This is a genomic window from Delftia sp., assembly GCF_059499305.1.
The window spans coordinates 67,776-94,401 of sequence record NZ_JCABYI010000024.1 but is presented as its reverse complement, the minus strand read 5'-3'; the positions used below and the strand labels follow the sequence as shown (position 1 = coordinate 94,401).

29 protein-coding genes and 2 tRNA genes (1 of these 31 running past the window's edge) are annotated in these 26,626 nt (G+C 63.5%); 21 read left to right on the top strand and 10 right to left on the bottom strand.

Annotation, left to right across the window (positions count from 1 at the left end):
• The first annotated feature begins 25 nt into the window (after positions 1–25).
• Together AC5I49_RS14700 and AC5I49_RS14695 are read left to right on the top strand one after the other, a co-directional pair.
• Complete coding sequence (locus tag AC5I49_RS14700) at positions 26–652, top strand: hypothetical protein (RefSeq protein ID WP_495789562.1); 627 nt, start codon at positions 26–28, stop codon at positions 650–652.
• A 115-nt stretch (positions 653–767) separates the two neighbouring features.
• The gene (locus tag AC5I49_RS14695; RefSeq protein WP_495789561.1) at positions 768–1,961 is read left to right on the top strand and encodes a phospholipase D family protein; all 1,194 of its coding nucleotides are present in this window, start codon (positions 768–770) and stop codon (positions 1,959–1,961) included.
• A 623-nt stretch (positions 1,962–2,584) separates the two neighbouring features.
• Here the strand turns inward: AC5I49_RS14695 and AC5I49_RS14690 are convergent.
• Positions 2,585–3,034 carry a winged helix-turn-helix transcriptional regulator gene (locus tag AC5I49_RS14690; protein WP_495789560.1) on the bottom strand — a complete coding sequence of 150 codons (450 nt, stop codon included), beginning with the start codon at positions 3,032–3,034 and terminating at the stop codon, positions 2,585–2,587.
• 91 nt (positions 3,035–3,125) lie between these two features.
• Here AC5I49_RS14690 and AC5I49_RS14685 point away from each other — a divergent pair, with 91 nt between their 5' ends.
• Entirely contained in the window at positions 3,126–3,854 is a 729-nt protein-coding gene (locus tag AC5I49_RS14685) for an SDR family oxidoreductase (RefSeq protein WP_016445770.1), read from the top strand.
• 52 nt (positions 3,855–3,906) lie between these two features.
• Entirely contained in the window at positions 3,907–4,512 is a 606-nt protein-coding gene (locus AC5I49_RS14680; RefSeq protein WP_016451108.1) for a 2-hydroxychromene-2-carboxylate isomerase, read from the top strand.
• An 8-nt stretch (positions 4,513–4,520) separates the two neighbouring features.
• Here AC5I49_RS14680 and AC5I49_RS14675 read toward each other — a convergent pair whose 3' ends face one another.
• On the bottom strand, positions 4,521–4,868 hold the full coding sequence (locus AC5I49_RS14675; RefSeq protein WP_016445772.1) for a GFA family protein: 348 nt from the start codon (positions 4,866–4,868) through the stop codon (positions 4,521–4,523).
• 305 nt (positions 4,869–5,173) lie between these two features.
• On the opposite strand from AC5I49_RS14675, the gene AC5I49_RS14670 reads away from it, so the two are divergent.
• From AC5I49_RS14670 to AC5I49_RS14640, 7 genes are all read left to right on the top strand, one after another.
• Positions 5,174–6,103: a branched-chain amino acid ABC transporter permease gene (locus AC5I49_RS14670; protein WP_016445773.1), complete on the top strand. Its 930-nt coding sequence runs from the start codon at positions 5,174–5,176 to the stop codon at positions 6,101–6,103.
• Positions 6,104–6,113: 10 nt separating this feature from the next.
• Positions 6,114–7,193, top strand: coding sequence for an ABC transporter permease subunit (locus AC5I49_RS14665; protein ID WP_016445774.1), 1,080 nt, complete (start codon positions 6,114–6,116; stop codon positions 7,191–7,193).
• Between the two features lie 17 nt (positions 7,194–7,210).
• Positions 7,211–8,005: an ABC transporter ATP-binding protein gene (locus tag AC5I49_RS14660; protein ID WP_016445775.1), complete on the top strand. Its 795-nt coding sequence runs from the start codon at positions 7,211–7,213 to the stop codon at positions 8,003–8,005.
• A gap of 3 nt (positions 8,006–8,008) precedes the next feature.
• Positions 8,009–8,755: an ABC transporter ATP-binding protein gene (locus tag AC5I49_RS14655; RefSeq protein WP_016445776.1), complete on the top strand. Its 747-nt coding sequence runs from the start codon at positions 8,009–8,011 to the stop codon at positions 8,753–8,755.
• 251 nt (positions 8,756–9,006) lie between these two features.
• The gene (locus AC5I49_RS14650; RefSeq protein WP_016445777.1) at positions 9,007–9,369 is read left to right on the top strand and encodes a DMT family protein; all 363 of its coding nucleotides are present in this window, start codon (positions 9,007–9,009) and stop codon (positions 9,367–9,369) included.
• Between the two features lie 143 nt (positions 9,370–9,512).
• Complete coding sequence (locus tag AC5I49_RS14645) at positions 9,513–10,160, top strand: DUF47 domain-containing protein (protein WP_016445778.1); 648 nt, start codon at positions 9,513–9,515, stop codon at positions 10,158–10,160.
• Between the two features lie 22 nt (positions 10,161–10,182).
• Positions 10,183–11,193, top strand: a complete 1,011-nt coding sequence (locus AC5I49_RS14640; RefSeq protein ID WP_016445779.1) for an inorganic phosphate transporter — start codon at positions 10,183–10,185, stop codon at positions 11,191–11,193.
• Between the two features lie 76 nt (positions 11,194–11,269).
• Here the strand turns inward: AC5I49_RS14640 and AC5I49_RS14635 are convergent, their stop codons facing one another.
• Positions 11,270–11,773 carry a TM2 domain-containing protein gene (locus AC5I49_RS14635; protein ID WP_209799601.1) on the bottom strand — a complete coding sequence of 168 codons (504 nt, stop codon included), beginning with the start codon at positions 11,771–11,773 and terminating at the stop codon, positions 11,270–11,272.
• A 7-nt stretch (positions 11,774–11,780) separates the two neighbouring features.
• Complete coding sequence (locus tag AC5I49_RS14630; RefSeq protein ID WP_016445781.1) at positions 11,781–12,305, bottom strand: GNAT family N-acetyltransferase; 525 nt, start codon at positions 12,303–12,305, stop codon at positions 11,781–11,783.
• Between the two features lie 145 nt (positions 12,306–12,450).
• Here AC5I49_RS14630 and rpsP point away from each other — a divergent pair, with 145 nt between their 5' ends.
• The 6 genes from rpsP (at position 12,451) to AC5I49_RS14600 (ending at position 16,546) form a co-directional block, all read left to right on the top strand.
• Positions 12,451–12,705, top strand: a complete 255-nt coding sequence (rpsP, locus tag AC5I49_RS14625; RefSeq protein WP_012207143.1) for a 30S ribosomal protein S16 — start codon at positions 12,451–12,453, stop codon at positions 12,703–12,705.
• Between the two features lie 123 nt (positions 12,706–12,828).
• Positions 12,829–13,398, top strand: coding sequence for a ribosome maturation factor RimM (rimM, locus tag AC5I49_RS14620; RefSeq protein ID WP_016445782.1), 570 nt, complete (start codon positions 12,829–12,831; stop codon positions 13,396–13,398).
• Between the two features lie 12 nt (positions 13,399–13,410).
• Positions 13,411–14,181 (top strand): tRNA (guanosine(37)-N1)-methyltransferase TrmD, encoded by a 771-nt coding sequence (gene trmD, locus AC5I49_RS14615; RefSeq protein WP_043789810.1) that lies wholly within the window; start codon positions 13,411–13,413, stop codon positions 14,179–14,181.
• Between the two features lie 110 nt (positions 14,182–14,291).
• A complete protein-coding gene (rplS, locus tag AC5I49_RS14610) occupies positions 14,292–14,672 on the top strand; it encodes a 50S ribosomal protein L19 (protein ID WP_016445784.1) in 381 nt (126 codons plus the stop codon).
• 87 nt (positions 14,673–14,759) lie between these two features.
• Positions 14,760–15,488, top strand: a complete 729-nt coding sequence (locus AC5I49_RS14605; protein WP_016445785.1) for a CoA pyrophosphatase — start codon at positions 14,760–14,762, stop codon at positions 15,486–15,488.
• Positions 15,489–15,556: 68 nt separating this feature from the next.
• The gene (locus AC5I49_RS14600; protein ID WP_026062341.1) at positions 15,557–16,546 is read left to right on the top strand and encodes a CobD/CbiB family protein; all 990 of its coding nucleotides are present in this window, start codon (positions 15,557–15,559) and stop codon (positions 16,544–16,546) included.
• Between the two features lie 91 nt (positions 16,547–16,637).
• Here the strand turns inward: AC5I49_RS14600 and rsgA are convergent, their stop codons facing one another.
• From rsgA to AC5I49_RS14585, 3 genes are read right to left on the bottom strand one after another with little or no spacing between them, the layout of a single operon-like run.
• Positions 16,638–17,606 carry a ribosome small subunit-dependent GTPase A gene (gene rsgA, locus AC5I49_RS14595; RefSeq protein WP_016445787.1) on the bottom strand — a complete coding sequence of 323 codons (969 nt, stop codon included), beginning with the start codon at positions 17,604–17,606 and terminating at the stop codon, positions 16,638–16,640.
• Positions 17,607–17,624: 18 nt separating this feature from the next.
• Entirely contained in the window at positions 17,625–17,957 is a 333-nt protein-coding gene (locus tag AC5I49_RS14590) for a 4a-hydroxytetrahydrobiopterin dehydratase (RefSeq protein WP_016445788.1), read from the bottom strand.
• Between the two features lie 16 nt (positions 17,958–17,973).
• Positions 17,974–19,275 carry a M48 family metallopeptidase gene (locus tag AC5I49_RS14585; RefSeq protein ID WP_034366313.1) on the bottom strand — a complete coding sequence of 434 codons (1,302 nt, stop codon included), beginning with the start codon at positions 19,273–19,275 and terminating at the stop codon, positions 17,974–17,976.
• Between the two features lie 30 nt (positions 19,276–19,305).
• Between AC5I49_RS14585 and orn the strand changes: the two genes are divergently transcribed.
• The 3 genes from orn (at position 19,306) to AC5I49_RS14570 (ending at position 23,887) form a co-directional block, all read left to right on the top strand.
• Complete coding sequence (orn, locus tag AC5I49_RS14580; RefSeq protein ID WP_016445790.1) at positions 19,306–19,911, top strand: oligoribonuclease; 606 nt, start codon at positions 19,306–19,308, stop codon at positions 19,909–19,911.
• Positions 19,912–20,241: 330 nt separating this feature from the next.
• Entirely contained in the window at positions 20,242–22,266 is a 2,025-nt protein-coding gene (locus AC5I49_RS14575; protein WP_280047536.1) for a DEAD/DEAH box helicase, read from the top strand.
• Between the two features lie 151 nt (positions 22,267–22,417).
• On the top strand, positions 22,418–23,887 hold the full coding sequence (locus AC5I49_RS14570) for a sensor domain-containing diguanylate cyclase (protein ID WP_016451114.1): 1,470 nt from the start codon (positions 22,418–22,420) through the stop codon (positions 23,885–23,887).
• A 28-nt stretch (positions 23,888–23,915) separates the two neighbouring features.
• On the opposite strand, the gene AC5I49_RS14565 is transcribed toward AC5I49_RS14570, so the two are convergent.
• Complete coding sequence (locus AC5I49_RS14565; protein WP_047217405.1) at positions 23,916–25,148, bottom strand: multidrug effflux MFS transporter; 1,233 nt, start codon at positions 25,146–25,148, stop codon at positions 23,916–23,918.
• Positions 25,149–25,415: 267 nt separating this feature from the next.
• Between AC5I49_RS14565 and AC5I49_RS14560 the strand changes: the two genes are divergently transcribed.
• On the top strand, positions 25,416–26,414 hold the full coding sequence (locus AC5I49_RS14560) for a TRAP transporter substrate-binding protein (RefSeq protein ID WP_495789559.1): 999 nt from the start codon (positions 25,416–25,418) through the stop codon (positions 26,412–26,414).
• A gap of 34 nt (positions 26,415–26,448) precedes the next feature.
• Here the strand turns inward: AC5I49_RS14560 and AC5I49_RS14555 are convergent.
• A tRNA-Lys gene (locus AC5I49_RS14555) sits at positions 26,449–26,524 on the bottom strand.
• A 47-nt stretch (positions 26,525–26,571) separates the two neighbouring features.
• Positions 26,572–26,626 (bottom strand) — tRNA-Lys (locus tag AC5I49_RS14550) (it continues 121 nt past the right edge of the window).

The following is a 26,626-nucleotide window of genomic DNA, read 5'->3' as shown; positions in this document are numbered from 1 at the left end:
TCAGAAAGAAGGAATGCGTTTGGGTATGAGTGACGAAGAAATCTTGGGGTACACGGAGGTCTACCGTGGCATGTTGATCAAGGCTCTTGCAGAGTCTGCCAAGTTGGGCTTTACCAGGCCAGCGATCATTTCTACTGAAGCGCACATTGACGACAGTGTTCTTCGTGCGACTTCTCAACTACTAGGCGAGCTTTCAGGGTTATTGGACCGAGTTGTGCCAGGCTACTGGGGTAACTCTTGCCAAACACTTTCTACCAACATCTTTGCTCACCTGAACAATCAGGGCATACCTGCGAACATCGTTCTTGGGAATGTCTGGGTTGGTGCCACGGATGAGTTTGAGACAACCTTGGAGAGCCTGCAGCAAGAGGTGTTGGCAACAGAGCATTTACAAGGTGAGCAGAAGGTTCATGCGTGGATCTCTTTAGGAGGCGACACCATTGTTGATGCTGCGCTACCTCCGCGTCTGGTCAGGCACTACAAAGCCCCGGAGCATTTCAATGACATGATATTTATTGGAAGGGCTGCTGAAATGGTTGATCGCTACGACATCAAATATCAGCCCATCTTAGTGGGGACAGAGTTCTTTGCGAGAACCAATCCACCAGATCCAATGGATATTCTCAACAGGCTGCAATCGTTGACGGCTTAATCGGGAGCTTCGACGCCTTGGCTGTCGCCGGTCCCCGGACCTCACAGCTTAGGCAACGGTCGGAGCCGTTCCAGCCTAGCGGACATACACAAGACAAAAAAATGGAGAGGGATACATGAAACTGATCAGCACCAATGCAGACTTACGAAAGCATCTGAAACGGCTCGTGGCGAAGTATCCGCATATCTCCATTGCAACTGCATGGGCCTCTGCTGATACCGATGTTTTCAGAGCCTTGGTAAGCTATGAAGACCGGATTGTCAAAGCTGTCATTGGCACACACTTTTATCAGACTCACCCCGACGTTTTAGATCAGTTTGTCGGATCCAAGAAGGTGAGATTCATCCTCCAGCCTAACGGTGTGTTCCACCCCAAGGTGTACTTGTTCTGGAGCAGTGCGGCTTGGGAAGTCGTAATTGGCAGTCCAAATCTCACTGTTGGTGCACTAACAAAGAACTCAGAACTGTCTGTGCTGCTCACCAGTGAAGACGGACAGCCGACGTTGAAGGATGAGATCGCTTCTGTGATAGCAGGTCATTGGGATGATGCCAGGGAGGTTAATCGATATGAAGCTCAGAACTACCGAAAGCTGTGGAAGGTCAAGGCACGAGATCTAAAGAGGGTTGCAGATATATTCGGAGACAAGGTAGCAAAAAAATCGGCTGCACAGTCAAAAGTTTTACCAATGGAGTGGAGCGAATATCTGGAAGAGATCAAGAAGGATAAGTATCACGGATTCAAAGAACGACTGATGCTAATCAAGGAAATTAGGAGATATTTTGAGACCTACGCGCACTTCAATGAGATGGATCTTGATGTGCGTAAAAGCATTGCTGGCTTGCCGAACAAGGGTAAGCCAATCAAGAATTGGGCTTGGTTTGGAAGTATGAAAGGTGCAGGGGCTTTTGCTGGACGCATCAATGCCAGCAACAAAGCCTTCTCGTTGGCGCTTGATGAAATCCCCCTTGTTGGTGAGATTCGGCGTGAGCACTATGACCGTTTCATCGCTCAGTATCTCAAGGCATATCGCAACGGTAGGGACGGTCTTGCAACAGCGACACGATTGCTTGCCATGAAGCGTCCGGATGTGTTCCTGTGCGTCGATAAGCAGAACCGGAGGAAGCTCGCGCAGGACGTGGGCATTGTCAGTCCAGGCCAGCTTGATTACGCACGGTATTGGGAAGAGGTGGTGGAACGCCTCATGCAGTCACCGTGGTGGCAATCGCCTGAGCCAGCTGACTCCCTGGAGCGAGAAGCTTGGCATGCAAGGGCGGCAATGCTAGATGCTATTTTCTATGAAGCAAAGTAGAAATCGTCAAAGAGCCTCCACGTCAAAAGAGCACTGCGCTGCGACAGAAGAAGAGCTGACCCAGTAGATCATTAACGCACTCCCAGGAGGAGAAATGAAGCTGAACGTAGATTTGAAAAACTGCTATGGAATAAGCGAGTTGAATCACTGTTTTGACTTTGCGAATAGCAGTGTGTATGCGATTTATGCGCCCAACGGATTCATGAAAACCTCAATGTCGAAGACATTTGACGACTATGCTAAAGGCCGAGACTCTAGTGATCTGATATTTCCAGATCGAGTGACGACAAGAGTACTTACTGATAATGCCGCAACTGCCATTGCCGCAGATTCCATCTTCGTTATAGAGCCATACAACCAGGAGTTCTCTTCAGAGCGTACTTCGCTCCTGCTAGTGAACGCAACTATCAAGCAGCAGTATGACGACGCTCTGAAACAGATTTCCGAAAAGCTTAGTGCCTTGCTCGGGAAGCTAAAGCAGCTATCTGGAATCACCGGCAGGACGATTACCCCAGAAACCGAAATATTGAAGGTTTTTGGCTCCAAAAGTGTTGCCGATCTCCTTGAGTCGTTGGAGCAGTCTGTTGCACAGACTCAGCCAAGCAAACTAGCTGACCTTGTTGCTAGGCGCCCGGGCCGGGCTCCACCGCCACGTCCCGCGCGTGCAGGGGGGCGTGGCACTCCGAGCAGACGACCAGGGGATCGAACGTGTGGCCGCACACCGAATGCCGGTGCAGCAGGGGCCGGCCTTCCTCGCCGGACATGTGCACATCGCCCCAGTGCACGATGGCCATGACCACGGGATGCAGGTCCAGTCCCTTGGACGTGAGGCGGTACTCGTGCCGCACCGGCGCCTCTTGGTAGGCCACCTTCTTGAGCACGCCGGCCTCGACCAGCCTGGCCAGCCTGTCCGACAGCATAGGGCGTGAAATGCCCAGGCGCCCCAGGAATTCATCGAAGCGGCGCACTCCCAGAAAGCAGTCGCGCAGCACCAGCAGCGTCCAGCGGTCACCGATGACCGAGACCGTGCGTGCGATGGAGCAGCGCTCCTCTTCCAGTTCGTTCCATTTCATTGGGCAGTTCCCCGCTTGACGGGTTCAGATTTTAAACCTACTGTGCATAAAGTTCAAAAAATGAACTGACCTCTTCATCCACGGAGATTCCATGACCGACAAGAAAGCCATCCTCGTCATCGGTGCCGGTGACGCCACGGGCGGGGCGATTGCCCGGCGCTTTGCGCGCGAAGGCTATATCGCCTGCGTCACCCGCCGCGATGCCGACAAACTCCAGCCGCTGGTCGAGCAGATCCGCGCCGCAGGGGGTGAAGCCCATGGTTTTGGCAGCGACGCGCGCAAGGAAGAGGAAATGGTGGCCCTGGTGCAGAAGATCGAGGCCGAGATCGCACCCATCGAGGTCGCCGTCTTCAACATCGGCGCCAATGTGCGCTTCGGCATCACCGAAACCACGGCGCGCGTCTACTTCAAGGTCTGGGAGATGGCCTGCTTCGCCGGCTTTCTGATGGGGCGGGAGGCGGCCAGGGTGATGCTGCCGCGCGGCCGGGGCACCATCATCTTCACGGGCGCCACGGCCAGCCTGCGCGGGCGCGAGGGCTTTGCCGCGTTTGCCGGTGCCAAGCACGGCCTGCGCGCCCTGGCGCAGAGCATGGCGCGCGAACTCTGGCCCAAGGGCATCCATGTGGCCCATCCCGTGATCGATGGCGCCATAGACACCGAATTCATCCGCAGCAATTTCCCCGAGCGCTATGCCCTCAAGGAGCAGGGCGGCATCCTCAATCCCGAGCACATTGCCGACCTCTACTGGCAACTGCACCAGCAGCCGCGCGACGCCTGGACGCACGAGACCGAGATCCGTCCCTGGATGGAGCCGTGGTGAGCCGCCTTGCCTTATCGCATCGTCACTTCCTCCCACTCCCGCAGGCCACGCCATGAACACCAAGGTGCAATTTCTCTTCGACTTCGGCAGCCCCAACGCCTATCTCTGCCACCAGGTCATTCCCCGGATCGAGGCGCGCAGCGGCATCCGCTTCGAATATGTGCCTGTCCTGCTGGGAGGCCTGTTCAAGCTGGCCAACAACCGCTCCCCGGCCGAGGCCAATGCCGACATTCCCAACAAGCGCGCCTATGAGGCGCTGGAGCTGCAGCGCTTCGTGCACAGGCACAGCCTCACGCGTTTCCGGATGAATCCGCACTTTCCCGTGAACACCCTGCAGATCATGCGTGGGGCCGTGGCCGCGCAGGACATGGGCTGCTTCGAGCGCTATGTCGATGCGGTGTTCTCCAGCATGTGGGAGAAGGGCTGCAAGATGGACGATGCGCAGGTCATCGGTGTCGAGCTTTCCGATGCAGGCCTGGATGCCCAGGCCTTGGTCGCCGCGAGCCAGACGCCCGAAGTCAAGGCCAGGCTCATGGCCAATACGCAGCAGGCCTTCGAGCGCGGCGCCTTCGGCTCGCCGACCTTCTTTGTCGGCACCGAGATGTATTTCGGCAAGGACCGCCTGCGCGATGTGGAGGAGGAGGCGCTGCGGGCCTGAAGCCAGCCTCAGGCCGACCGTCCGTCGTAGCGCGTGATGCGCAAGGCTTCGGCATCCACGCCTTCCAGGCAGCGCACGTTGACGGCCGCCATGTGCCGGCCCTTGGGATCGGTGGCTTCGCCGAAAGGGTGGATGCCGCAGGTCGGGCAGAAGCGGTGCTGGATCAGATGCCGGTGGAAGGTGTAGGAGCGCATCTGCTCCTCGGGCGTGCTCAGCTGCAGCTGTTCGCGGGGCACGAACCACATGAGGGCGCCCTTGCGCGCGCAGATGGAGCAGTTGCAGGCCATGACCTGGGTGAGTTCGCCTTCCACATCGAAAGCGATGCCGCCACAGTGGCAGCTGCCGTGGTATTTCATCGGGGTTCTCCGTGGCCACCGCTTGCTGGCGGCACTGCCGTTGATGGTAGGAGTTCATGCTGGCTGCGGCAAATTGCTGCAGTGCTACATAAGAGCGCGTGGCTTGTAAAGCCTCGGGAAACCCCGCTGCAACAAGGCGTTGCAGGCCACCGGGGGGTGCCTAGAATCGCCCATCCCCTGCGGCTTCCTGATCACAAGCCGGGATGCGGCAGGAGAGCTTCCACCACCATGGCATTGCTGGCTCCGTTCGTTTGGATGCGAGGCACGCTGAATGTCTCCATCCTGAGCAAAAGGGGAGAGCGCATATGGACATACTGCTTCAGCAGGTCATCAACGGATTGGTCCTGGGCAGCATGTATGCCCTGATCGCCCTGGGCTACACCATGGTGTACGGCATCATCCAGCTCATCAACTTCGCCCATGGCGAGGTGCTCATGGTCGGGGCGCTGACCAGCTGGAGCTGCATAGGCCTGATGCAGGAGGCCATGCCGGGCGCACCGGGCTGGCTGATCCTGCTGCTGGCGACGGTGATCGCCTGCGTGGTGGCCGCCGCACTGAATTTCGTGATCGAGAAAGTGGCCTACCGGCGCCTGCGCAGCAGCCCGCGCCTGGCGCCCCTGATCACGGCCATCGGCGTCTCGCTGCTGCTGCAGACGCTGGCCATGATCATCTGGAAGCCCAACTACAAGGCCTATCCCACGCTGCTGCCGAGCACGCCCTTCGAGATCGGCACGGCGGTGATCACGCCCACCCAGATCCTGGTGCTGGTGGTCACGGCGATTGCGCTGGCTGCGCTGACCTACCTGGTCAACTACACCAAGCTCGGGCGCGCCATGCGGGCCACGGCCGAGAATCCGCGCGTGGCGGCCTTGATGGGTGTCAAGCCTGACATGGTGATCTCTGCCACCTTCATCATCGGCGCCGTGCTGGCGGCCATCGCGGGCATCATGTACGCCTCCAACTACGGCACGGCCCACCACACCATGGGCTTTCTGCCGGGGCTCAAGGCCTTCACGGCGGCCGTGTTCGGCGGCATCGGCAACCTGGCGGGCGCCGTGGTCGGCGCCATGCTGCTGGGGCTGATCGAGTCCATTGGCTCGGGCTACATCGGTGATCTCACGGGTGGCGTGCTGGGCAGCCACTACACCGACATCTTCGCCTTCATCGTGCTCATCATCATCCTGACGCTGCGCCCCTCGGGTCTGCTGGGTGAGCGTGTGGCCGACCGCGCCTGAGGAGAGACGCATGAACAGCAAGAAGACCGTGCAATGGATCCTGGGTGGCCTGGCGCTGCTGGTGCTGCCGCTGGTGCTGCAGTATTTCGGCAATGCCTGGGTGCGCATCGCCGACCTGGCGCTGCTCTATGTGCTGCTGGCACTGGGCCTGAACGTGGTGGTGGGCTACGCGGGCCTGCTGGACCTGGGCTATGTGGCGTTCTACGCCGTGGGCGCCTACATGTTCGCGCTGATGGCCTCGCCGCATCTGGCGGAGACCTTCGAGGGCTTTGCCGCCATGTTCCCGGACGGGCTGCATACCTCCATCTGGCTGGTGATACCGCTGGCGGCGCTGCTGGCGGCCATCACGGGGATTTTGCTGGGCATTCCGGTGCTCAAGCTGCGCGGGGACTACCTAGCCATCGTCACGCTGGGCTTCGGCGAGATCATCCGTATCTTCATGAACAACCTGGACCAGCCGGTCAACATCACCAATGGCCCCAAAGGCATAGGCCAGATCGACTCGGTCAAGATCCTGGGGCTGGACCTGGCCAAGCGCCAGGAGATCTTCGGCTACGACATCAGCTCGGTCACGCTGTACTACTACCTGTTCCTCTTCCTGGTGCTGGTCAGCATCGTGATCTGCTGGCGCCTGCAGGACTCGCGCATAGGCCGCGCCTGGATGGCCATCCGCGAGGATGAGATCGCCGCCAAGGCCATGGGCATCAACACGCGCAACATGAAGCTGCTGGCCTTCGGCATGGGCGCCTCTTTTGGCGGTGTCTCGGGCGCCATGTTCGCGGCCTTCCAGGGCTTCGTCTCGCCCGAGTCGTTCAGCCTCATGGAGTCCATCATGATCGTGGCCATGGTGGTGCTCGGCGGCCTGGGCCATCTGCCCGGCGTGATCCTGGGTGCGGTGCTGCTGTCGGCGTTGCCAGAGGTGCTGCGCTATGTGGCCGGTCCCCTGCAGCAGATGACCGATGGGCGGCTCGATGCCTCCATCCTGCGCCAGCTGCTGATCGCGCTGGCCATGATCGTCATCATGCTGATGCGTCCGCGCGGCCTGTGGCCGTCGCCCGAGCATGGCAAGAACCTGCCGCACCAGTCCTGAGCATGGAGAAACCGCAGATGGCGAATACGGCAGACAACAGCTCCAGCGCTCCGGTGCTCAGGGTTTCGGGCATTTCCAAACGCTTCGGCGGGCTGCAGGCGCTGTCCGATGTGGGCATGACCATTGGCCGGGGCCAGGTCTACGGACTGATCGGACCCAATGGCGCGGGCAAGACCACCTTCTTCAACGTGATCACGGGCCTGTACACGCCCGACAGCGGCAGTTTCGAGCTGGCCGGCAAGGCCTACGAGCCCACGGCCGTGCACAAGGTGGCCAAGGCCGGCATTGCGCGCACCTTCCAGAACATCCGGCTGTTTGCCGAGATGACGGCGCTGGAGAACGTGATGGTCGGGCGCCATGTGCGCACGCACTCGGGCCTGATCGGCGCGGTGCTGCGCACGCGCGGCTTCAAGGCCGAGGAGGCCGCCATCCGCGCGCGCGCCCGTGAATTGCTGGACTACGTGGGCATCTCCAAGTACGCGGACTTCAAGGCCCGCACGCTGAGCTACGGCGACCAGCGGCGCCTGGAAATCGCCCGCGCCCTGGCCACCGACCCGCAACTGATCGCGCTGGACGAGCCTGCCGCCGGCATGAATGCCACCGAGAAAGTGCAGCTGCGCGAGCTGATCGACCGCATCCGCCGCGACCAGCGCACCATCTTGCTGATCGAGCACGACGTGAAGCTGGTCATGGGCCTGTGCGACCGCGTCACCGTGCTCGACTATGGCAAGCCCATTGCCGAAGGCACGCCGGCCGAGGTGCAGAAGAACGACAAGGTGATCGAAGCCTATCTGGGCACGGGAGGACACTGAACCATGGGCGAGCAAGAGCAAGACAAGGGCGTGTCCCCTCCGGTGCTGCTGAAGGTCGAGGGCCTGAAGGTGGCCTATGGCGGCATTCAGGCCGTCAAGGGCGTGGACTTCGAGGTGCGCCAGGGCGAGCTGGTCTCGCTGATCGGCTCCAACGGTGCCGGCAAGACCACCACCATGAAGGCCGTCACGCGCAGCCTGCAGATGGCGGACGGCGATGTCCACTACCTGGGCCGCAGCATCCGGGGCGTGGGCGCATGGGATCTGGTGGCCCAGGGCCTGGTCATGGTGCCCGAAGGGCGCGGCGTGTTCGCGCGCATGACCATCACCGAGAACCTGCTCATGGGCGCCTACACGCGCAACGACAAGGCCGGCATTGCCGCCGACATCGAGCGCATGTTCGGCATCTTCCCGCGGCTGAAGGAGCGCCGCGACCAGCTGGCCGGCACCATGTCGGGTGGCGAGCAGCAGATGCTGGCCATGGCGCGCGCGCTGATGAGCCAGCCCAAGGTGCTGCTGCTGGACGAGCCCTCCATGGGCCTGTCGCCCATCATGGTGGACAAGATCTTCGAGGTCGTGAGCGACGTGCACGGCCTGGGCGTGACCCTTGTGCTGGTCGAGCAAAATGCCAGCCGTGCGCTGGCGCTGGCCGATCGCGGCTATGTGATGGAGTCCGGCCTGATCACCATGACGGGGCCCGGCCAGACCCTGCTCAGCGACCCGCGCGTGCGGGCTGCCTATCTGGGCGAGTGAGCGCCACGGCTGCCGTGAGCGCGGGGATGGATGGAATGCCCCGTGCCACTGACGGGATATGGCAAAAATATGACGATTTGATGAAGATTCATCAAGCGTTGATCGATGCGAGACTTTGCGTATTTGTGCGATGGAATGGGTTATTCGAGGAAATTCGCGCAAAAAGGCAATTTTTGGAAAGAAATCGAAAATCCGCCCTGCCCAGTGCCGGACGCGATAATTTGGGTTTCCCGCGTCGGGCTGCACATCACATGAACTGGCTCCAACACATCCCCGTCGGGCTGCAGACCGTGGTCCTGCTGGCCATGAGCAATGTCTTCATGACCTTCGCCTGGTATGGCCACCTGAAGAACCACGCCTCGTCGCCCTGGTACGTGGCAGCCCTTGTCAGCTGGGGCATCGCGCTGTTCGAGTACCTGCTGCAGGTGCCCGCCAACCGCATAGGCCACACGCAGTTCAGCGTGGCGCAGCTCAAGATCATCCAGGAGGTGATCACGCTGGCGGTGTTCGCGCCCTTTGCCGTGCTCTACCTGAACCAGCCGCTCAAATGGGACTTCCTCTGGGCCGGGCTGTGCATGGTGGGCGCGGTGTACTTTATTTTTCGCAGCGGCTGACAGGGCGGCGCGCCGGCGCGCAAAAACGCGCCTGGGACTCAAGAGTACACTTCGCCCCGTTCAAGCCGGGAAGCCATGCCAAGCATCCGCAATGTGACGCAGTGAGTCGCCTGGTTCCCCCTGTTTCCCGGTAAGGAGCATTCATGCTTTTTGGCAAGTTATTGCCGCGCGAAGGCAATTTTTTCGAGATGTTCAACCAGCATGCCGATCGCATCGTCGAAGCCGCGCATGCCTTCTCGCAGCTTGTCGCCAACTACAACGATCCTCATCTTCGCGAGAAGTACAACGAGGACGTGAACAACGCCGAGCGTGCCGCAGACCGCGTGACGCACGACGTCACCAAGGCGCTGCACAAGACCTTCATCACGCCGCTGGACCGCGAGCACATCCACTCGCTGATCAACACCATGGACGACGTGGCCGACCTGATCCAGGACTCGGCCGAGACCATGGCGCTGTACGACGTGCGCCACATGACGGAAGAGATCACGCGCCTGACGGACCTGTGCGTGCGCTGCTGCGAGCGGCTGCGCGATGCGGTCAAGCTGCTGTCGCGCATCTCCGATCCCTCGGTGGTGGACGCGGCGATGAAGACCTGCGAGGAAATCGACCGCCTCGAATCGGACGCCGACCGCGTGATGCGCTCGGCCATGAGCAAGCTGTTCCGCGAAGAGCCCGATGTGCGCGAAGTCATCAAGCTCAAGGCCATCTACGAGCTGCTGGAGACGGTGACCGACCGCTGCGAGGACGTGGCCAACCTGATCGAGGGCATCGTCCTCGAGAATTCCTGAGCCCTCGCGGAGTCGTTTCTCTATGGAATCCGTACAAGCGGCCCTGTGGGTCGTGATCCTGCTGGTGGTGCTGGCCCTGCTGTTCGACTTCATGAACGGCTTCCACGATGCTGCCAACTCGATCGCCACCGTGGTCTCCACGGGCGTGCTCAAGCCCACGCAGGCCGTGGCCTTCGCGGCCTTCTTCAACGTGGTGGCGGTCTTTGTCTTTCACCTGAGCGTGGCAGCCACCGTGGGCAAGGGGATCGTGCAGCCCGGCATCGTCGACACGCATGTGGTCTTCGGTGCCCTGGTCGGTGCCATTGCCTGGAACGTGATCACCTGGCACTACGGCATCCCCAGCAGTTCCTCGCATGCGCTGATCGGCGGCATCGTGGGCGCGGTGATGGCCAAGGCCGGCGCAGGCGCGCTGATTGCCAGCGGCATCGGGAAGACCGTGGCCTTCATCTTCGTCTCGCCGCTGCTGGGCTACCTGCTGGGCTCGCTGATGATGGTGCTGGTGGCCTGGGTCTGCCGGCGCGCCGCGCCCAACAGGGTGGACCGCTGGTTCCGCAGGCTGCAGCTGGTCTCCGCCGGTGCCTATAGCCTGGGCCACGGCGGCAATGACGCGCAAAAGACCATCGGCATCATCTGGCTGCTGCTGATCGCCACCGGCTATGCCAATGCCGGCGACGCCGAGCCGCCGCTGTGGACCATCGTCAGCTGCTACCTGGCCATCGGCCTGGGAACCATGTTCGGCGGCTGGCGCATCGTCAAGACCATGGGCCAGAAGATCACCAAGCTCAAGCCCGTGGGCGGCTTCTGCGCCGAAAGCGGTGGTGCGCTGACGCTGTTCTTTGCAACCTTCCTGGGCGTGCCGGTCTCGACCACGCACACCATCACCGGCGCCATCGTCGGCGTGGGCTCCACCCAGCGCGCCAGCGCCGTGCGCTGGGGCGTGGCAGGCAACATCGTCTGGGCCTGGGTGCTGACGATCCCTGCCAGCGCCTTCGTGGCATCGATTGCCTACTGGATCAGCCTGCAGCTGTATTGAGCCGGGGCTGCTGCCGCCAAAAAGAAAGACCGCCCATGGCGGTCTTTCTTTTTTCGGGGGAGGCGTTGGCTGCGCCTCACTGCGAAATCTTGCGCGCCTCCTCCACCTGGTGCTCGAAGTAGTGCTGGAAACTGTAGGCAATGCTGGCCATGAGCACGGCGGCGCCCAGCATCAGCGACAGCGCAATGGCAAAGATGGTTGACCAGCCCGTGCGTCCGGCCTGCGCCTGCACGTCAATGCCGGGGTTGTGGCGCCGGTTCCAGGCTTCGGTGTCGGTCAGCCCGTAGAGGATGGCGCGCAGCGCACAGCCGGCGATGGTGAAGCCCAGCAGCGGAATCAGCAGCCAGCTGAGCTGGTCGTCCTGTCCCAGTTGCTGCACGCGTTCGATGCCGTACACGCCCAGCGCCGTGGGCACGGGCAGCAGCCAGCCCAGCCAGTCGCCGAGCCCATGCAGGTAAAAGCGATGCAGCCCCAGCGGCCCGCCCACAAAGGCCAGCCAGGCGGCCAGTGCCTTGTTCCTGGGGCGGGGAGCCCGGTCGGCGCCGGTGGTCTGGGGCAGGGGCGTGCTGGGTCGGTTCATGCGCTCATTATTCGGGCGAACTGCGGTCGCCGTCTCCCAGGGTCTTCTCCATGAGCACGATGTCCAGCCAGCGGCCGAACTTCCATCCCATGGAGCGCAGCGTGCCCGCAGGGGTGAAGCCTGCAGCGCGGTGCACCCCGATGGAGCCGGCATTGGCCGAGTCGCCGATCACCGCCAGCAGCTTGCGCACGCCGGCCGCCTCGCAGTCGTGCGACAGCGCATCGATCAACAGGCGGCCCACGCCCTGGCCGCGTGCCGCGTCATGCACATAGATGGAATCCTCGGCAGAAAAACGATAGGCCGGGCGCGGCTTGAACCAGTTGGCGTAGGCAAAGCCCAGCACCTGGCCCTGTGCGTCCACGGCGACCAGATAGGGCAGGCCCTTGGCCAGCACATCCGCGCGGCGCGTGGCCATGTCGGCTTCGGAAGGGGGATCGGTCTCGAACGTTCCTGTGCCATGCAGCACGTGGTGGCGGTAGATGGCGGTGATGGCAGCGAGATCGCTGTCCTGGCTTGGGCGGATGGTAGGCATGAGAAAATAAGTTCGATATAATCGCTGGTTTTACGGCGTGTCGCTGGCCGGGTGGCCATGTCGCGTGTCTCAAACGCCGCAAAACTCTGTGCAGCCATTTATTGTGTGTTAATTACGTGGTGGCTGCGCCACCCGAAGGAAAATCATGGTCGTCATTCGACTCTCTCGCGGCGGTTCCAAGGCCCGTCCGTTCTACAACATCGTTGCTGCTGACAAGCGCGTTCGCCGCGATGGTTCGTTCATCGAACGTCTGGGCTTCTACAACCCCAACGCCCGTGGTGGCGAAGAGGGTCTGCGCGTTGCTCTGGACCGCGTGAACTACTGGAAGGGCGTTGGCGCGCAGGCTTCCGAGACCGCAGAGCGCCTGATCAAGCAGGCCACCCAGAAGACTGCTGCCTAATTCAGCACCCCTTCTGAAATCGGGTTCCGTTGGCTTGTCTGACGGGGCCCGTTTTTGTTTTCCCCCTCCGGATCGCCTTGCACCGATCTGCATTGACCGTCCACCTACTGCCTACCGACTGCCATGAGCCACATGCCTGAACTCGAAGCCAGCGTCCTGCCTGCCGATGCCGTGGAGGTCGGGCGCATCGCCGATGCCTGGGGCATCAAGGGCTGGTTCAAGGTGGCGGCCTTCAGTTCCGACCCCGAGGCCCTGTTCACGGCCAAGCAGTGGTATCTGCAGCCCGCCGAAAAAGGCGCCCGGCAGTTCACCGGAACCGTGCTGCTGCCGGTCAAGCAGGCGCGCGTGCACTCCGACTCCGTCGTCGCCACCTCGCCCGCCGTGAACGACCGCAACGCTGCCGAGGCCCTGCGCGGTGCGCGCATCTTCGTGGCGCGCAGCGATTTTCCGCAGCCCGAGGATGGCGAGTATTACTGGGTCGACCTGCTGGGCCTGTCCGTGGTCAACCGCGAAGGCGTGGCCCTGGGCATCGTCCGAGACCTGCTGTCCACCGGCCCGCAGACCGTGCTGGTGCTGGCCTATGAAGAGGATGGCAAGGAGCGCGAGCGCATGATTCCCTTTGTCGACGCCTATGTGGACAAGGTGGATCTGCCGGGCAAGACCATCGTTGCCGACTGGCAGCCCGACTACTGATCGCCGACATCCATGCGCTTCGACATCCTCACGCTGTTTCCCGAGCTGTTCACGCCGTTTCTCGAAAGCGGCGTGACGCGCCGGGCCTATGCCTCGGGCCAGGTCGGCGTGCACCTGTGGAATCCGCGCGACCATGCCCAGGGCAACTACCGGCGCGTGGACGACCGGCCCTTCGGCGGCGGGCCGGGCATGGTGATGATGGCCGAGCCGCTGCAGCGCTGCCTGCAGGCGGCGCAGCAGGCGCGCCGCGACGCGGGCGAGACCGAGCCGGCGCCGGTGGTGCTGTTTTCGCCGATAGGCACGACGCTGCGCCACTGCGTGGTCGCCGACTGGGCGCAGGGGCAGGGTGCCATCTTGCTGTGCGGCCGCTACGAGGGGTTGGACCAGCGCTTCATCGATGCCCATGTCACGCACCAGCTGAGCCTGGGCGATTTCGTGCTCTCCGGCGGCGAGATTGCTGCCATGGCCTTGCTCGATGCCGTGGCCCGGTTGCAGCCCGGCGTGCTCAACGACGAGGGCAGCTTCCAGCAGGACAGCTTCAATCCCGCGCTCGACGGCCTGCTCGATTGCCCGCACTACACGCGCCCCGAAGTCTGGGAAGGGCGCGAAGTGCCGGCGCCGCTGTTGTCTGGGCACCACGCGCAGATCGAGCGCTGGCGCCGCGACCAGCGCCTGTCCATCACGGCCAGGCACCGGCCCGAGCTGATAGAGCAGGCGCGCGCCCAGGGCCTGCTCAATGCCAAGGACGAGGGGTTTTTGGCAAAAAACGCCGCCGGGCTATAATGCGCGATTCTTCGATCCTCTATCCGGCCGCTGCTACGAACAAAGCAGCCATGGCGCCAATCCCGGCGCTTGCCAATCCTGGCGCGGACAAGATCGATTGGATGTTGACCATGAATCTGATCCAGACCCTCGAGCAAGAGGAAATCGCCCGTCTGAACAAGACCATCCCCCAGTTCGCCCCCGGTGACACCGTCATCGTGAGCGTGAACGTGGTCGAAGGCAGCCGCAAGCGCGTGCAGGCCTACGAAGGCGTCGTGATCGCCAAGCGCAACCGTGGCCTGAACAGCGGCTTCACCGTGCGCAAGATCTCCAGTGGTGAAGGCGTGGAGCGTACGTTCCAGACCTACTCGCCCCTGATCGCCGGCATCGAAGTCAAGCGTCGCGGTGATGTGCGTCGTGCCAAGCTGTACTACCTGCGCGAGCGCAGCGGCAAGTCGGCCCGCATCAAGGAAAAGCTGCCGTCGCGTGTCAAGGTTTCTGCCGAAGCCTGAGCACCTGCGTCACAGCTGGAAAGCCGCTACAGTCGCCTGTAGCGGCTTTTTTGTTGCCCGGTCGTTTCTCACCACATTCCTTCATTCGTGTCCTCTCTGCCCGATACCGCCATACCCGTGCCGACCGGCGGCCCGACGCCAGCGGCCGTCGCCTCGGTCGCCGACCCGCGCATGGCGCAACTGGTGGGCAGGGACAGCCACCTGCCCGCCGTGCCTCTGGAGGCCCGCGCGCCGGATGCCCTGCGCCAGCGCTTTGCGCGGCCGCCCCGCTGGGCTCCCGAGGTGGTGCGCGAGAAACGCTTCAGTGATCGCCAGCCCACCGATGCCGCCGTGCTCGTGCCCATCGTGCTGCGCTCCGAGCCCACGGTGCTGCTGACCGAACGCACGGCCCATCTGTCCACGCATTCGGGCCAGGTGGCCTTTCCGGGTGGCAAGCGCGATCCTGAGGATGTGTCTGCCCAGGCCACGGCCCTGCGCGAGGCGCAGGAGGAAGTCGGGCTTGCTGCCGGCGATGTGGAAGTGTTGGGCACCCTGCCCATCTACACCACGGGCACGGCCTTTCTGATCACGCCGGTGGTGGCCCTGGTCGATCCCCGGGCGCGCCTGCATCCCAATCCCTACGAGGTGGCGGACGTGTTCGAGGTGCCGCTGTCCTTTTTGCTCGATCCTGCCAACCATGAGCGCCACGCCATGGTCTGGAACGGCGTGCCGCGCGAATGGTTTGCCATGCCCTACCAGGATGGAGACCGCCAGCGCTACATCTGGGGCGCCACGGCCGGCATGCTGCGCAATCTTTACCGATTCCTGTCGGCCTGATGCCCGGATGGGGTGCCGTGCCACCCCGGGGTCACGGGCCTGCCCGCATGCGCCAGTATGATGGCCGGATGAGTTTCTTTGCCATTCTGATCGCCTTGCTGATCGAGCAGGCGCGCCCCCTGACGCCGGCCAACCTGGTGCACACAGGCTACAGGGCCTGGACGGTTTCGGTGCGCCGCAACTTCGATGCCGGCCAGGCGCACCACGGCTGGCTGGCCTGGACCGTGGCGGTGGCGCTGCCCTGCGTGCTGGTGACAGGCATCTATCTGCTGCTGCTGTGGGGCGTGGGCTGGCCGCTGGCCATGGTCTGGAATGTGGCCGTGCTCTACGTCACGCTGGGCTTTCGCCAGTTCAGCCACCACTTCACGCGCATCCGCGATGCGCTGGATGCAGGTGACGAGTACGCGGCGCGCGAAGCCCTTGCCCACTGGCAGCAGGTGGACGCCAGCGAAGTGCCCCGCAGCGAGGTGGTGCGCCATGTGATCGAGTATTCGGTGCTGGCAGCGCATCGCCATGTGTTTGGCGTGCTGTTCTGGTTCTCTGCATTGGCAGCGCTGGGCCTGGGCCCGCTGGGCGCCGTGTTCTACCGCATGACCGAGCACCTGTCGCGCTCCTGGTCGCGCAAGGGCCTGCTGGGTGGCAGCCAGGTCAGTGTCCAGTTGCAGCACGCCTCACGGTTGGCCTGGACCGTGATCGACTGGCTGCCCGCACGGCTGACGGCTCTTTCCTTTGCCGTGGTCGGCAGTTTCGAGGAGGCCATCGAGGGCTGGCGCTTCCATGCCCAGCGCTTTCCCAACGACAACGACGGCGTGATCCTGGCCGCCACCTCGGGCGCCATCAACGTGCGCCTGGGCGGCGAGGCACTCAAGCGCCGCGAGGGCATCTCGGTGACCCGTGACGACGGCGAGGAGATCGACCTCGACGTGGACAGCGAAGCCACGCCGGGCCGTGAGCCCGAGATCGGCCACCTGCGCAGCGTGGTCGGCTTGGTCTGGCGCTCGGTCGTGGTCTGGCTGCTGCTGCTGGCCCTGCTGTCGCTGGCGCGCCTGTTGGGCTGAGTGCGGAGCCTGCGGGTGAGTCCTGGATGACGCCCCTTTGGAGGCGTCGTTTCCTCCCTCCCGGAGCGGCCCCGTGGCGTTTGGGGGAGGCTCAATACTTCGTGGCCTGACTCAACTCATCAAACAGCTCGGCATAGATGCAGTACCGGTTGGCACTGATGTCATGGTCGGCGTCCATGCCGTGTTCCTCATCCTCCACGCGCGGCATGACCGCGCATCCGGGCTCGTGCAGGTGGGTGCAGTTGTAGAACTTGCATTCCTGCGCATGGGCGCCGATGTCGGGCATGCAGCGGGGCAGGTCGGTGGGTTCGATGTGGCGCAGGCCGAACTCCTGGAAGCCCGGCGAGTCGATCAGGGCTGTCGTGCGCTCCTCGTCCATCCAGTACCAGCTGGTCGTGGTGGTCGTGTGCTTGCCGGAGTTCAGTGCCTGCGAGATCTCGTTGGTGGCCGCGCGTGCGCCGGGGACCAGCAGGTTGATCAGGGTGCTCTTTCCCGAGCCGGAAGGGCCCAGCACCAGCGTGGCCTTGCCCTTGAGGTGCTTCATCAGCAGCTGCCGATCGGCCTCGCCCTCATTGGCCAGCGACAGCGACAGCACCTCGTAGTGCGGCTTTTCCTGGCCCAGGTACATCTCGCGATAAGGCTCCAGGCGCTCCCAGGCGTCGGCAAAGGGCTCGGCCAGGTCACGCTTGTTGAGGGCAATCAGGGGCTTGATGTGGGTGGCTTCGGCAGTGATCAGGGCGCGGGCCAGCTGGCTTTCGGAGAAGACCGGCTCGGCGGCGATCAGGATCAGCACCTGGTCGATGTTGGCTGCAAAGGACTTGGTGCGTATCTCGTCCTGCCGGTAGAACAGGTTGCGCCGCTCCAGCACCTTTTCTATGGTGCCTTCCTCCCCCTGGCCTGGGGGCGGAAGTTGCCAGCGCACGCGGTCGCCCACCACGGTCTGGCTCTTCTTGCCGCGCGGGTGGCAGATGTGGCGCGAGCCGTCTTCGGTCTCGACCACGCAATGGCGGCCATGGCTGGAGACGACCAGGCCTTCGTGCAGTGCGGAGCGCTCAGCCATGGGTCAGCGGGGTGCGATTCATGGGCGCGCCAGCAACGCATCGATGCGGCGTGCGCACTCGATGTCGGTGGACGAGATGCCGTTCACGTCATGCGTGTTCAGGCGTACACCGCAGCGGCCGTAGCTGACGGTCAGGTCGGGATGGTGGTCCTGCTGGTGGGCGATCAGGGCCAGCGCATTCACGAAGGCCATGGTCTCGTAGTAGTTGGCGAAGGCGTAGCTCTTGGCGATGGCATCGCCATCGAGCTGCCAGCCCGGCAGGGCGGCCAGTGCGGTGTGCAGTTCGTCGGAAGTCAGCGCGCGGCGCTGCTGGTTGGACCAGTCCTGTTGTTGCAAGCGTTGTGTGCTCATGGTGAGTGCGTATGGTTCAGGTCGGAGAGGGCATGCGCGCCAGCCGGGCGAGGGCGGGCGGATGCGAGTAGTAGAAGCCCACGTACCAGGGATCGGGCGTGAGCGTTGAAGCATTGTCCTCGTACAGCTTGAGCAGTGCCGAGGCCAGGTGGGCGCCGCTGGCCTGTTGCATGGCGTAGGCATCGGCTTCGAACTCGTCGCGGCGCGACAGGGCCGAGAACAGCGGGGTGACAAAGAAGCTGAACACCGGCACGGCCAGCAGGAACAGCAGCAGCGCCACGGCCTCGTTGCCGGCGCCGATGCCGCTGTGTCCCAGCGCAAGGTCCAGACCCGGACGCACGCCCAGGCCCAGGTAGAACCACAGCTGCTGCGACAGCCAGCCCAGCAGCGCAAAGCCCGCCAGGCTGGCGGCAAACATCAGCAGCATGCGCTTGAGGATGTGGCGGTGCTTGAAATGGCCCAGCTCATGCGCGAGCACGGCCTCCACCTCGTCGGCGTCCAGCTGCTTGAGCAAGGTGTCGAAGAACACCACGCGCTTGGAGTGGCCGAAGCCCGTGAAATAGGCATTGGCATGTGCCGAGCGGCGGCTGCCGTCCATCACGAACAGGCCCTTGGCCGTGAAGCCGCAGCGCTGCATCAGTGCGCTCACGCGCTCCTTGAGCGGGCCGTCCTCCAGCGGATCGAACTTGTTGAACAGCGGTGCGATGAAGGTCGGGAAGATCCACATCAGCAGCAGGTTGAAGCCCGTCCAGACGGCCCATGCCCAGAGCCACCACAGGTCGCCGGCCGAACCCATGAGCCACAGGATCAGTGCCGCAATCGGAAGGCCGATGGCTGCGCCCATGGCCGTGGACTTGGCGGCATCGGCCAGCCACAGCCGCAGCGTCATCTGGTTGAAGCCGAAGCGCTGCTCCAGCACAAAGGTCTGGTAGAGCGACAGCGGCAGCTCCACCAGGCCGGAGATCAGTGCAAAGCTGGCCAGCAGCGCCAATTGCTGCCACAGGCCGGCGCCCATCCATTCCAGCAACTGCTGGTTGAGTGCATCCAGCCCGCCCAGCAGCGTCCATGCGAGCAGCACCACGGCGCCCAGCGTCATGTCGATCAGGGCAACGCGTGCCTTCGCCAGTGTGTAGTCGGCGGCCTTCTGGTGGGCGGCCAGGCTGATGCGCTGCGCAAAGGCCTCGGGCACCTGCGCTCTGTGGCCTGCCACATGGCGAACCTGGCGCGAGGCCAGCCAGGCGCGCAGCAGCCACTGGGCCAGCACGGCTGCGGCAAACAGCAGGGAAAGCGTCGAGGAAAAATCGGGGTTGAAGACCATGTGGCCGCAGTGTAGGCGACAATTTGGGCCATGTCCGAAGCCTCCAGCGCCTGCATTCCCGTCCCCGCCGAATCCGGCACGCCCGTCACCCTGAGCAAATCCGACCTCAATCTCGTCTGGCTCGACTGCGAGATGACCGGGCTGCAGCCCGACACCGATCGCATCATCGAGATCGCCGTGGTCGTCACCAGCCCGGACCTTGCCACGCGCATCGAGGGTCCTGTGTTCGCCATCCATCAAAGCGATGCCCTGCTCGACGGCATGGACGCCTGGAACAAGGGCACGCACGGCAGGAGCGGCCTGATCGAGCGCGTCAAGGCATCGACCACCACCGAGGCCGATGCGGAAGCCGCGCTGATCAAGTTCCTGGCGCAGTACGTTCCCAAGGGCAAGGCGCCGCTGTGCGGCAACAGCATTGGCCAGGACCGGCGCTTCATGGAGCGCTACATGCCCAAGCTCAACGACTTCTTTCACTACCGCAACGTTGATGTCAGCACCCTCAAGGAACTGGCCAGGCGCTGGAAGCCCGATGCCTACGCATCCTTCAAGAAGGCCCAGCGCCACACGGCGCTGGCCGATGTGCATGAATCCATCGATGAGCTGGCGCACTATCGCGCACGCCTGCTGAGCGTCTAGCGCCCGGAGCCGGGCCCTCCGGCCATTTTTGTGCAGGGGGCTTGCGGGAAAACCCCAGGAGTGCGACAATCTACAGCTTGCCTCCATCAACAAGGGGCAATTTGCACATCTCCATCACACAAGGGCTCCTGCGCTGTGTGTCTGAGGTCGATGTCCACAGACCTCCATGAAGGCTTTCATGGATGGCGGGACCATCGGTTTCGGACCAGCCGAAAACGCCCATCCGCCCTTTTGCGAAGGGCCGGTCAAGTCTGACGGTGGATGTTGACCCAACCGTCGAGAAAAGCGTGGCAGATCGCTGACTGCGCGTGCTTTTCGTTAGAGCCATTCATGAACGACATCTCTCAAGAGCAGGGCATCATTGCCGCTGCCGATTCCTCTTTTGCTTGCGCTGCCCAAGCCTCTTCCGTGCTGGACGCCGCCGTTGCCGGTGCCGAGCAGGCCGCCGAGTCGCAGGCCGCTGCTGAAACCGTCGAGGGCGCCGAAGCCGCTCAGGCAGCTCCCGAACTCCCCAACGCCTTCGTCGAGCTGGGCCTGGCTGAAGAGCTGGTCCGCGCCGTTGCCGATCTGGGCTACACCCAGCCCACGGCCGTGCAGGCGCAAGCCATTCCCCTGGCCATGGGCAGTGGTGATCAGGCCTTCATCGACCTGATGGTTTCCAGCCAGACCGGCTCGGGCAAGACCGCCGCCTTCCTGCTGCCCGTGCTGCACACGCTGATCCAGCAAAAGGCTGACGAGGAAGCCGCCATCCGCGCCGAATATGACCGCCAGTGCGCCGAGGCCACTGCCAGCGGCCAGCCCACGCCCAAGCGCAACAAGCGCAAGGACCCCACCAATCCCCGCAACTTCAAGGCGGCCGTTCCCGGCGCCCTGATCCTGTGCCCCACGCGCGAGCTGGCTCAGCAGGTGGCGCATGACGCCATCGAACTGGTCAAGCACTGCCGTGGCATCCGCATTGCCAATGTGGTGGGCGGCATGCCCTACCAGCTGCAGATTGCCAAGCTGCAGAACGCCAACCTCGTGGTGGCCACGCCTGGCCGTCTGCTGGACCTGCAGCGCTCGATGCAGATCAAGCTCGACCAGGTGCAGTTCCTGGTGGTCGACGAGGCCGACCGCATGCTGGACCTGGGCTTCTCGGACGATCTGGCCGAAGTCAACGACCTGACGGCCCAGCGCAAGCAGACCATGATGTTCAGCGCCACCTTCGCGCCCCGCATCCAGCAGCTGGCCATGCGCGTGATGCATGACGGCGGATCGGGCGTGAAGAAGGTCACCATCGACACGCCCCAGGAGAAGCACGCCAACATCAAGCAAGTGCTGTTCTGGGCCGACAACTCCCAGCACAAGCGCAAGCTGCTGGACCACTGGCTGCGCGACACCACCATCAACCAGGCCATCGTCTTCGCATCGACCCAGGTCGAGTGCGACGGCCTGGCCAACGACCTGCAGCAGGACGGCTTCTCTGCCGTGGCGCTGCACGGCGCCCTGAGCCAGGGCCTGCGCAACCGCCGCCTGATGGCGCTGCGCAGCGGCCAGGTGCAGGTGCTGGTGGCGACCGATGTGGCGGCACGCGGCATTGACGTGCCCTCCATCACCCACGTCTTCAACTACGGCCTGCCCATGAAGGCCGAGGACTACACCCACCGCATCGGCCGCACGGGTCGTGCCGGTCGCGAAGGCGTGGCCGTGACGTTCGCGGAATTCCGTGACCGCCGCCGCATTTTCGATATCGAAGGCTACAGCCGTCAGCAATTCAAGGCCGAGGTGATTCCTGGTCTCGAGCCTGCACAGCGCGCACCCAGCAGCAACGAAGGCCGTGGCGGCCGTCGTGGCGGCGGCTTTGAAGGCCGTGGTGGTGATCGCCGAGGCTCCGCCGGCGGTGGTCGTGGTGGTTTCGGTGGCGACCGCGGCTTCGGCGGTGGTGACCGCGAGCGCAGCTTTGGTGATCGCGGTGGCGACCGTGGCTTCGGCCCCCGCCGTGATTCGGAAGGCTATGGCCGCAAGGCTGGCTTCGGCAGCTTCGGTGGCGGCCAGCGTGAAGGCGGCTTCGGCCAGGGTCAGCGTGAAGGTGGCTACAGCCAGGCTCCGCGTGAAGGCGGCTTTGGCCGTGGCGGCGAAGGCCGTGGCTTTGGCGGCGACCGTGGCGCTGCGCGCGGCGGCGACCGTCGTGAGGGTGCTCCCCGCGATGGCGGCCACCGCGATGGCGGCTTCCGTGGTGCATCCGGGGAGTCGCGTGGCTTCGGCGGTGAATCCCGCGGCGGCTTCGGCGGTGGTGAGCGCCGTCCGGCCTTTGGCAAGAGCGCTCCCAAGCCTTACTCGCCCCAGGGCGGCGATCGCAAGCGCGCCGTGCGCTGATCGATTCCGGCTTTGCATGCAGACCGGCCCTTCGGGGCCGGTTTTTTTTTGGGCAATCCGCCTGCCTGCCTGGCGCTGCCTGTGTTCGTGGCGCAGAACCTGCTGTCTGGCGGGCTCTGCGACTGCCATAATCGCGGCGCGGAGGTGCCCTGTGGAGTCTTTGATCGCGTCCAGTGTGGATTTTGAGCACATGTTCGAACTGGCCCCCGTCTCGCTATGGCTGGAGGACTACAGCGCGCTCAAGCGCCTGCTCGACCAGTGGCGAGCACAGGGCGTGACCGATCTGCAGGCGCATTTTTCTGCCCATCCGCAGGCACTGCAGCAGTGCAGTGCCGCGCTCAGGGTGGTTCGCGTCAACCAGCGCACGCTGGACCTGTTCGGCGCCGCGGACCAGCAGACCTTTCTCGACAGCCTGGGCCAGGTGTTCCGTGACGACATGCATGCCGGCCTGGCCTGCGAGCTGCAGGAGCTTTGGAAGGGCTCGCCGACTTTTGCCAACCGCACCGCCAACTACACGCTGGACGGGCGCCGGCTGGACGTGCAGATCCGTGGCCGCATCCTGCCCGGCCATGAGGAGCTTTGGGACTGCGTGCTGGTGTCGCTGGAAGACGTGACGGCCGAGATGCGCAGCACGCGGCAGCTGCACCGCAGCGAGCAGTACTCGCGCGACCTGTTCGAGTACTCGCCCGTGTCGCTGTGGGTCGAGGACTTCAGCTCCATCAAGCGCCTGCTTGACGATGTGCGCGCCCAGGGCATCAGCGATTTCGCCACCTTCCTCAAGGTGCATCCGGAATTCATCTCGCGCTGCATGCAGGAGATTCGCGTCATCGACGTGAACCGCCAGACGCTGCGCATGTTCGGTGCCACCGACAAGCTGCAGCTGCTGAGCCGGCTGGGCCGCATCTTCCGCGATGAAATGATCGACTCCTTTGCCGATCAGTTGCAGGACCTGTGGAACGGCAAGCTCGTGCAGCACCGCGAAGTGGTGAACTACGCGCTGTCGGGCGACACGCTGCACATCCACATGCAGCTGGCCGTGCTGGACGGCCATGCGGACGACTGGGGGCTGGTGCTGCTGTCCCTGGTGGATATCACGGCACGCAAGAAGGCCGAGGCCTATCTGGAATACCTGGGCAAGCACGACGTGCTCACCCAACTGCGCAACCGCGCCTTCTATATCGAGGAATTGAACCGCCTGGCGCGCAAGGGGCCGTGGCCGCTGGCCGTGATCGCCATCGACATGAATGGTCTCAAGGAGGCCAATGACGAGCATGGCCATGCCGCAGGCGACGACATGCTTCGCCGCGTGGGCGAAGTGCTGACCAAGGCCGTGGATGCGCCCGCTTGTGCGGCACGCGTGGGCGGCGACGAATTCATGGTGCTGCTGCCAGCCTCGGACGAGCGCGGCGCCGAAGCCGTCAAGGAGCGCATCCTGTCCCTGCTGGAGCTCAACAACCAGTTCTATCCGGGTCAGCTGGTCAGCCTGTCCATGGGCGTGGCCTGTTGCAACGAGGGCAGCCAGCTGGAGGCCACCGTGTCACGCGCGGACCAGGCCATGTATGCCGAAAAGGCGCGCTACTACAAGGAAAAAATGCTGGACCGCCGCGCGGGCCGGGCATAGACGCTCGGGATCCCGGGAGCAGTGGCCTTCAGGCCTCCGAGGCGTGCCGCCCGATTTCGGGCCAGCGGTGATGCAGGTAGATCCACGACGCGAGCCCGATCAGCATCATGCTGATCGAGCCCAGGGCCAGCAGCACCGTCGAATGCATCACCAGAGGCGCCAGCACGCCGGCCACGATGCCATTGGCCGTGGAGCCCACCACGGCCTGCAGCGATGAGGCCAGGCCGCGCCGCTCGGGATGGATGTCCAGCACCAGCAAGGTCACGACGGGCACCATCATGGCCCAGCCGAAGGCGAACACACCCACGGGAATCAACGCCCAGCTCACATGGGCAGGCCAGATCAGGTTGGCAACCAGGTTGACGATGGACACCACGAACATGATCAGAAAGCCGTGGCGGATCTGGTGCTTGGGTGGAATGCGCCCGGCCAGCCGGCCGCTCACCCAGGCGCCGCCCATGATGCCCGAGATCGAAATCACGAAGAACCAGAAGAACTGCTGCGGCTGCAGGTGCAGCAGGTCGCCCAGGAAGGCGGGGGCCGACAGCACGTACAAAAACATGCCGTTGAACGGCACGCCGCTGGCAAAGGCCAGCAGCACAAAGCGCGGATCGCTGCACAGCGCCTTGTAGCCCTGCATCAGTGGCTTGAACCGGAAGGGCTGGCGCTGCGCCTGCGGCAGAGACTCGGGCAGAAAGCGCCAGTTGATGCTCCACAGCAGCACGCCCACCAGCGTCAGGAACCAGAATACGGCCGCCCAGCCCAGGTGCACGAACAGCCAGCCGCCCAGCACCGGCGCCAGCGCAGGGGCAATGCCGAAGAAGATGGTGATCTGGGCCATCACGCGCTGGGCCTGGGCAGGCGGAAACAGGTCGCGCACCACGGCGCGCGACACCACGATGCCGGCGCCCGTGGACAGGCCCTGCAGCGCCCGGAACAGCACCAGTTGCGTGATGTTCTGCGACAGCGCGCAGCCTGCCGAGGCCAGCGTGAACACGGCCAGTCCCCATAGCACCACGGGGCGGCGGCCAAAGCTGTCGGCCATGGCGCCATGGAAAAGGTTCATGAAGGCAAAGCCGAACAGATAGGCCGACAGCGTCTGCTGCATCTGCAGCGGCGTGGCGTTCAAGGCCTGGGCGATGCCCGAGAAGGCCGGGATGTAGGTGTCGATCGAGAACGGTCCCAGCATGCCCAGGATGGCTAGCAGGACGGCCAGGGCCCAGCGCGGGCCCTGCCAGAGCGGGGAAACATTTTGTGGCATGCAGGCGAGGCGGTTGTGCGCTGCAGGCGGGCCACAGGCGCAGAAGAGGGCCGCACACTCATGCGTCTGCGGCAGGGTGACACTGTAGCGGCTTGGCTGGAATCCGGTGTGACGGATGGCTTGGCGAATGACCTGGGCGATGGAATGAATCGATAGTTTGTATCTAAATGATATAAATGTCGATAGAATTTATCTTTTCCGCCCGCATACACAGGTCCGCCGTCGGGTGGATGGCATGGTTCTGGGCGCTTTCGCCAAGGATCTTTCATGACTGTTTCTCGCCGCACGTTGATATCAGGCCTGGCTCCGGCCGCGTTGCAACTGACCGCCGGCGCTGCCTGGTCCAAGGGCCACCGGCTGCAGCTGTCGGCGGCCTATGGCGATGGCATCTTCCACACGCAGAACCTGCGCAATTTCGCGGCACGCGTGGGTGCCGACACCCGGCAGTCGCTGGAGATCGAGGTGGTGTCCGGCTCGGCGCTCAAGCCCATGGCGCAGGTGCTGCCTGCGCTCAAGCGCAATGACCTCCAGTTCGGCGAAGTGCTCATGTCGTCCTGTGCGGATATCCACCCGCTGCTGGCCATGGACTCGCTGCCTTTCATGGTGCGTGGCTTTGACGAGGCCGCGCGCCTGTGGCAGTTGACCCGCCCCGTGCTGCAGGAGTTCTTGCTGGCCCAGCAGGGCGCGCGCCTGCTGTTTGCCGTGCCCTGGCCGGCGCAGGGTCTCCTGAGCCGGCGCCCGGTCCACAGCATCGCGGATCTCAAGGGCCTCAGGCTGCGTGTGCAAAGCGATGCGACCAAGCGGTTGGCCGAGCTCTGGGGGGCGCAGCCGGTGGTGATTGCCGCAGGCGATCTGGGTGCCGTTGTGGAGCAAGGTGGCATTGATGCCATGATTACCTCCAGCGCCACGGGCGCCGACATCCAGGCCTGGAAGGCCATGAAGGTGTTTCTGGATATCAAGGCTTGGATTCCCAAGAACATGCTTTGCGTCAGCGAACTTGCCTGGAGGGGCTTCACCGAGCCCGAGCGCCAGGCCATCGACCGCGCTGCCGAGTCGGCTGAAAAAGAGGGCTGGGCGCTGGCCCAGCAGGCCGATGAGCTGGGCAAGAAGATCCTTGCCGACAACAAGGTGTCCGTGGCCGCGCCGTCGGCGGATCTGCGCCACATGCTGGATTTGGTGGGCGAGCGCTTTGGTCGCGAGTGGGTGACCAAGGCCGGCAGCAGCAATATGTCGGTGCTGATGGAGTACAACAAGAAAAGGCACTGAGCGCCGGTGCGCTGAGTGCCTTTTGGGGTGTTGGTGGTGGGCCCTGAGTGATTCGAACACTCGACCAACGGATTAAGAGTCCGCTGCTCTACCAGCTGAGCTAAGAGCCCCACGTATTTCTGCGTGGCTGCCTGAAGAGATCAGGCAAAGGAATTCTTGGTGGGCCCTGAGTGATTCGAACACTCGACCAACGGATTAAGAGTCCGCTGCTC

Coding starts and splice junctions, on each gene's coding strand:
- AC5I49_RS14560 (WP_495789559.1), top strand. CDS start 25,416: ATGACTGTTTCTCGCCGCACGTTGATATCAGGCCTGGCTCCGGCCGCG.
- AC5I49_RS14670 (WP_016445773.1), top strand. CDS start 5,174: ATGGACATACTGCTTCAGCAGGTCATCAACGGATTGGTCCTGGGCAGC.
- AC5I49_RS14655 (WP_016445776.1), top strand. CDS start 8,009: ATGGGCGAGCAAGAGCAAGACAAGGGCGTGTCCCCTCCGGTGCTGCTG.
- AC5I49_RS14675 (WP_016445772.1), bottom strand. CDS start 4,868: ATGAAATACCACGGCAGCTGCCACTGTGGCGGCATCGCTTTCGATGTG.
- orn (WP_016445790.1), top strand. CDS start 19,306: ATGTCCGAAGCCTCCAGCGCCTGCATTCCCGTCCCCGCCGAATCCGGC.
- rpsP (WP_012207143.1), top strand. CDS start 12,451: ATGGTCGTCATTCGACTCTCTCGCGGCGGTTCCAAGGCCCGTCCGTTC.
- AC5I49_RS14630 (WP_016445781.1), bottom strand. CDS start 12,305: ATGCCTACCATCCGCCCAAGCCAGGACAGCGATCTCGCTGCCATCACC.
- AC5I49_RS14600 (WP_026062341.1), top strand. CDS start 15,557: ATGAGTTTCTTTGCCATTCTGATCGCCTTGCTGATCGAGCAGGCGCGC.
- AC5I49_RS14585 (WP_034366313.1), bottom strand. CDS start 19,275: ATGGTCTTCAACCCCGATTTTTCCTCGACGCTTTCCCTGCTGTTTGCC.
- rplS (WP_016445784.1), top strand. CDS start 14,292: ATGAATCTGATCCAGACCCTCGAGCAAGAGGAAATCGCCCGTCTGAAC.
- AC5I49_RS14650 (WP_016445777.1), top strand. CDS start 9,007: ATGAACTGGCTCCAACACATCCCCGTCGGGCTGCAGACCGTGGTCCTG.
- rimM (WP_016445782.1), top strand. CDS start 12,829: ATGAGCCACATGCCTGAACTCGAAGCCAGCGTCCTGCCTGCCGATGCC.
- AC5I49_RS14700 (WP_495789562.1), top strand. CDS start 26: ATGAGTGACGAAGAAATCTTGGGGTACACGGAGGTCTACCGTGGCATG.
- AC5I49_RS14575 (WP_280047536.1), top strand. CDS start 20,242: ATGAACGACATCTCTCAAGAGCAGGGCATCATTGCCGCTGCCGATTCC.
- AC5I49_RS14695 (WP_495789561.1), top strand. CDS start 768: ATGAAACTGATCAGCACCAATGCAGACTTACGAAAGCATCTGAAACGG.
- AC5I49_RS14680 (WP_016451108.1), top strand. CDS start 3,907: ATGAACACCAAGGTGCAATTTCTCTTCGACTTCGGCAGCCCCAACGCC.
- AC5I49_RS14665 (WP_016445774.1), top strand. CDS start 6,114: ATGAACAGCAAGAAGACCGTGCAATGGATCCTGGGTGGCCTGGCGCTG.
- rsgA (WP_016445787.1), bottom strand. CDS start 17,606: ATGGCTGAGCGCTCCGCACTGCACGAAGGCCTGGTCGTCTCCAGCCAT.
- AC5I49_RS14640 (WP_016445779.1), top strand. CDS start 10,183: ATGGAATCCGTACAAGCGGCCCTGTGGGTCGTGATCCTGCTGGTGGTG.
- AC5I49_RS14645 (WP_016445778.1), top strand. CDS start 9,513: ATGCTTTTTGGCAAGTTATTGCCGCGCGAAGGCAATTTTTTCGAGATG.
- AC5I49_RS14635 (WP_209799601.1), bottom strand. CDS start 11,773: ATGAACCGACCCAGCACGCCCCTGCCCCAGACCACCGGCGCCGACCGG.
- trmD (WP_043789810.1), top strand. CDS start 13,411: ATGCGCTTCGACATCCTCACGCTGTTTCCCGAGCTGTTCACGCCGTTT.
- AC5I49_RS14685 (WP_016445770.1), top strand. CDS start 3,126: ATGACCGACAAGAAAGCCATCCTCGTCATCGGTGCCGGTGACGCCACG.
- AC5I49_RS14690 (WP_495789560.1), bottom strand. CDS start 3,034: ATGAAATGGAACGAACTGGAAGAGGAGCGCTGCTCCATCGCACGCACG.
- AC5I49_RS14660 (WP_016445775.1), top strand. CDS start 7,211: ATGGCGAATACGGCAGACAACAGCTCCAGCGCTCCGGTGCTCAGGGTT.
- AC5I49_RS14590 (WP_016445788.1), bottom strand. CDS start 17,957: ATGAGCACACAACGCTTGCAACAACAGGACTGGTCCAACCAGCAGCGC.
- AC5I49_RS14565 (WP_047217405.1), bottom strand. CDS start 25,148: ATGCCACAAAATGTTTCCCCGCTCTGGCAGGGCCCGCGCTGGGCCCTG.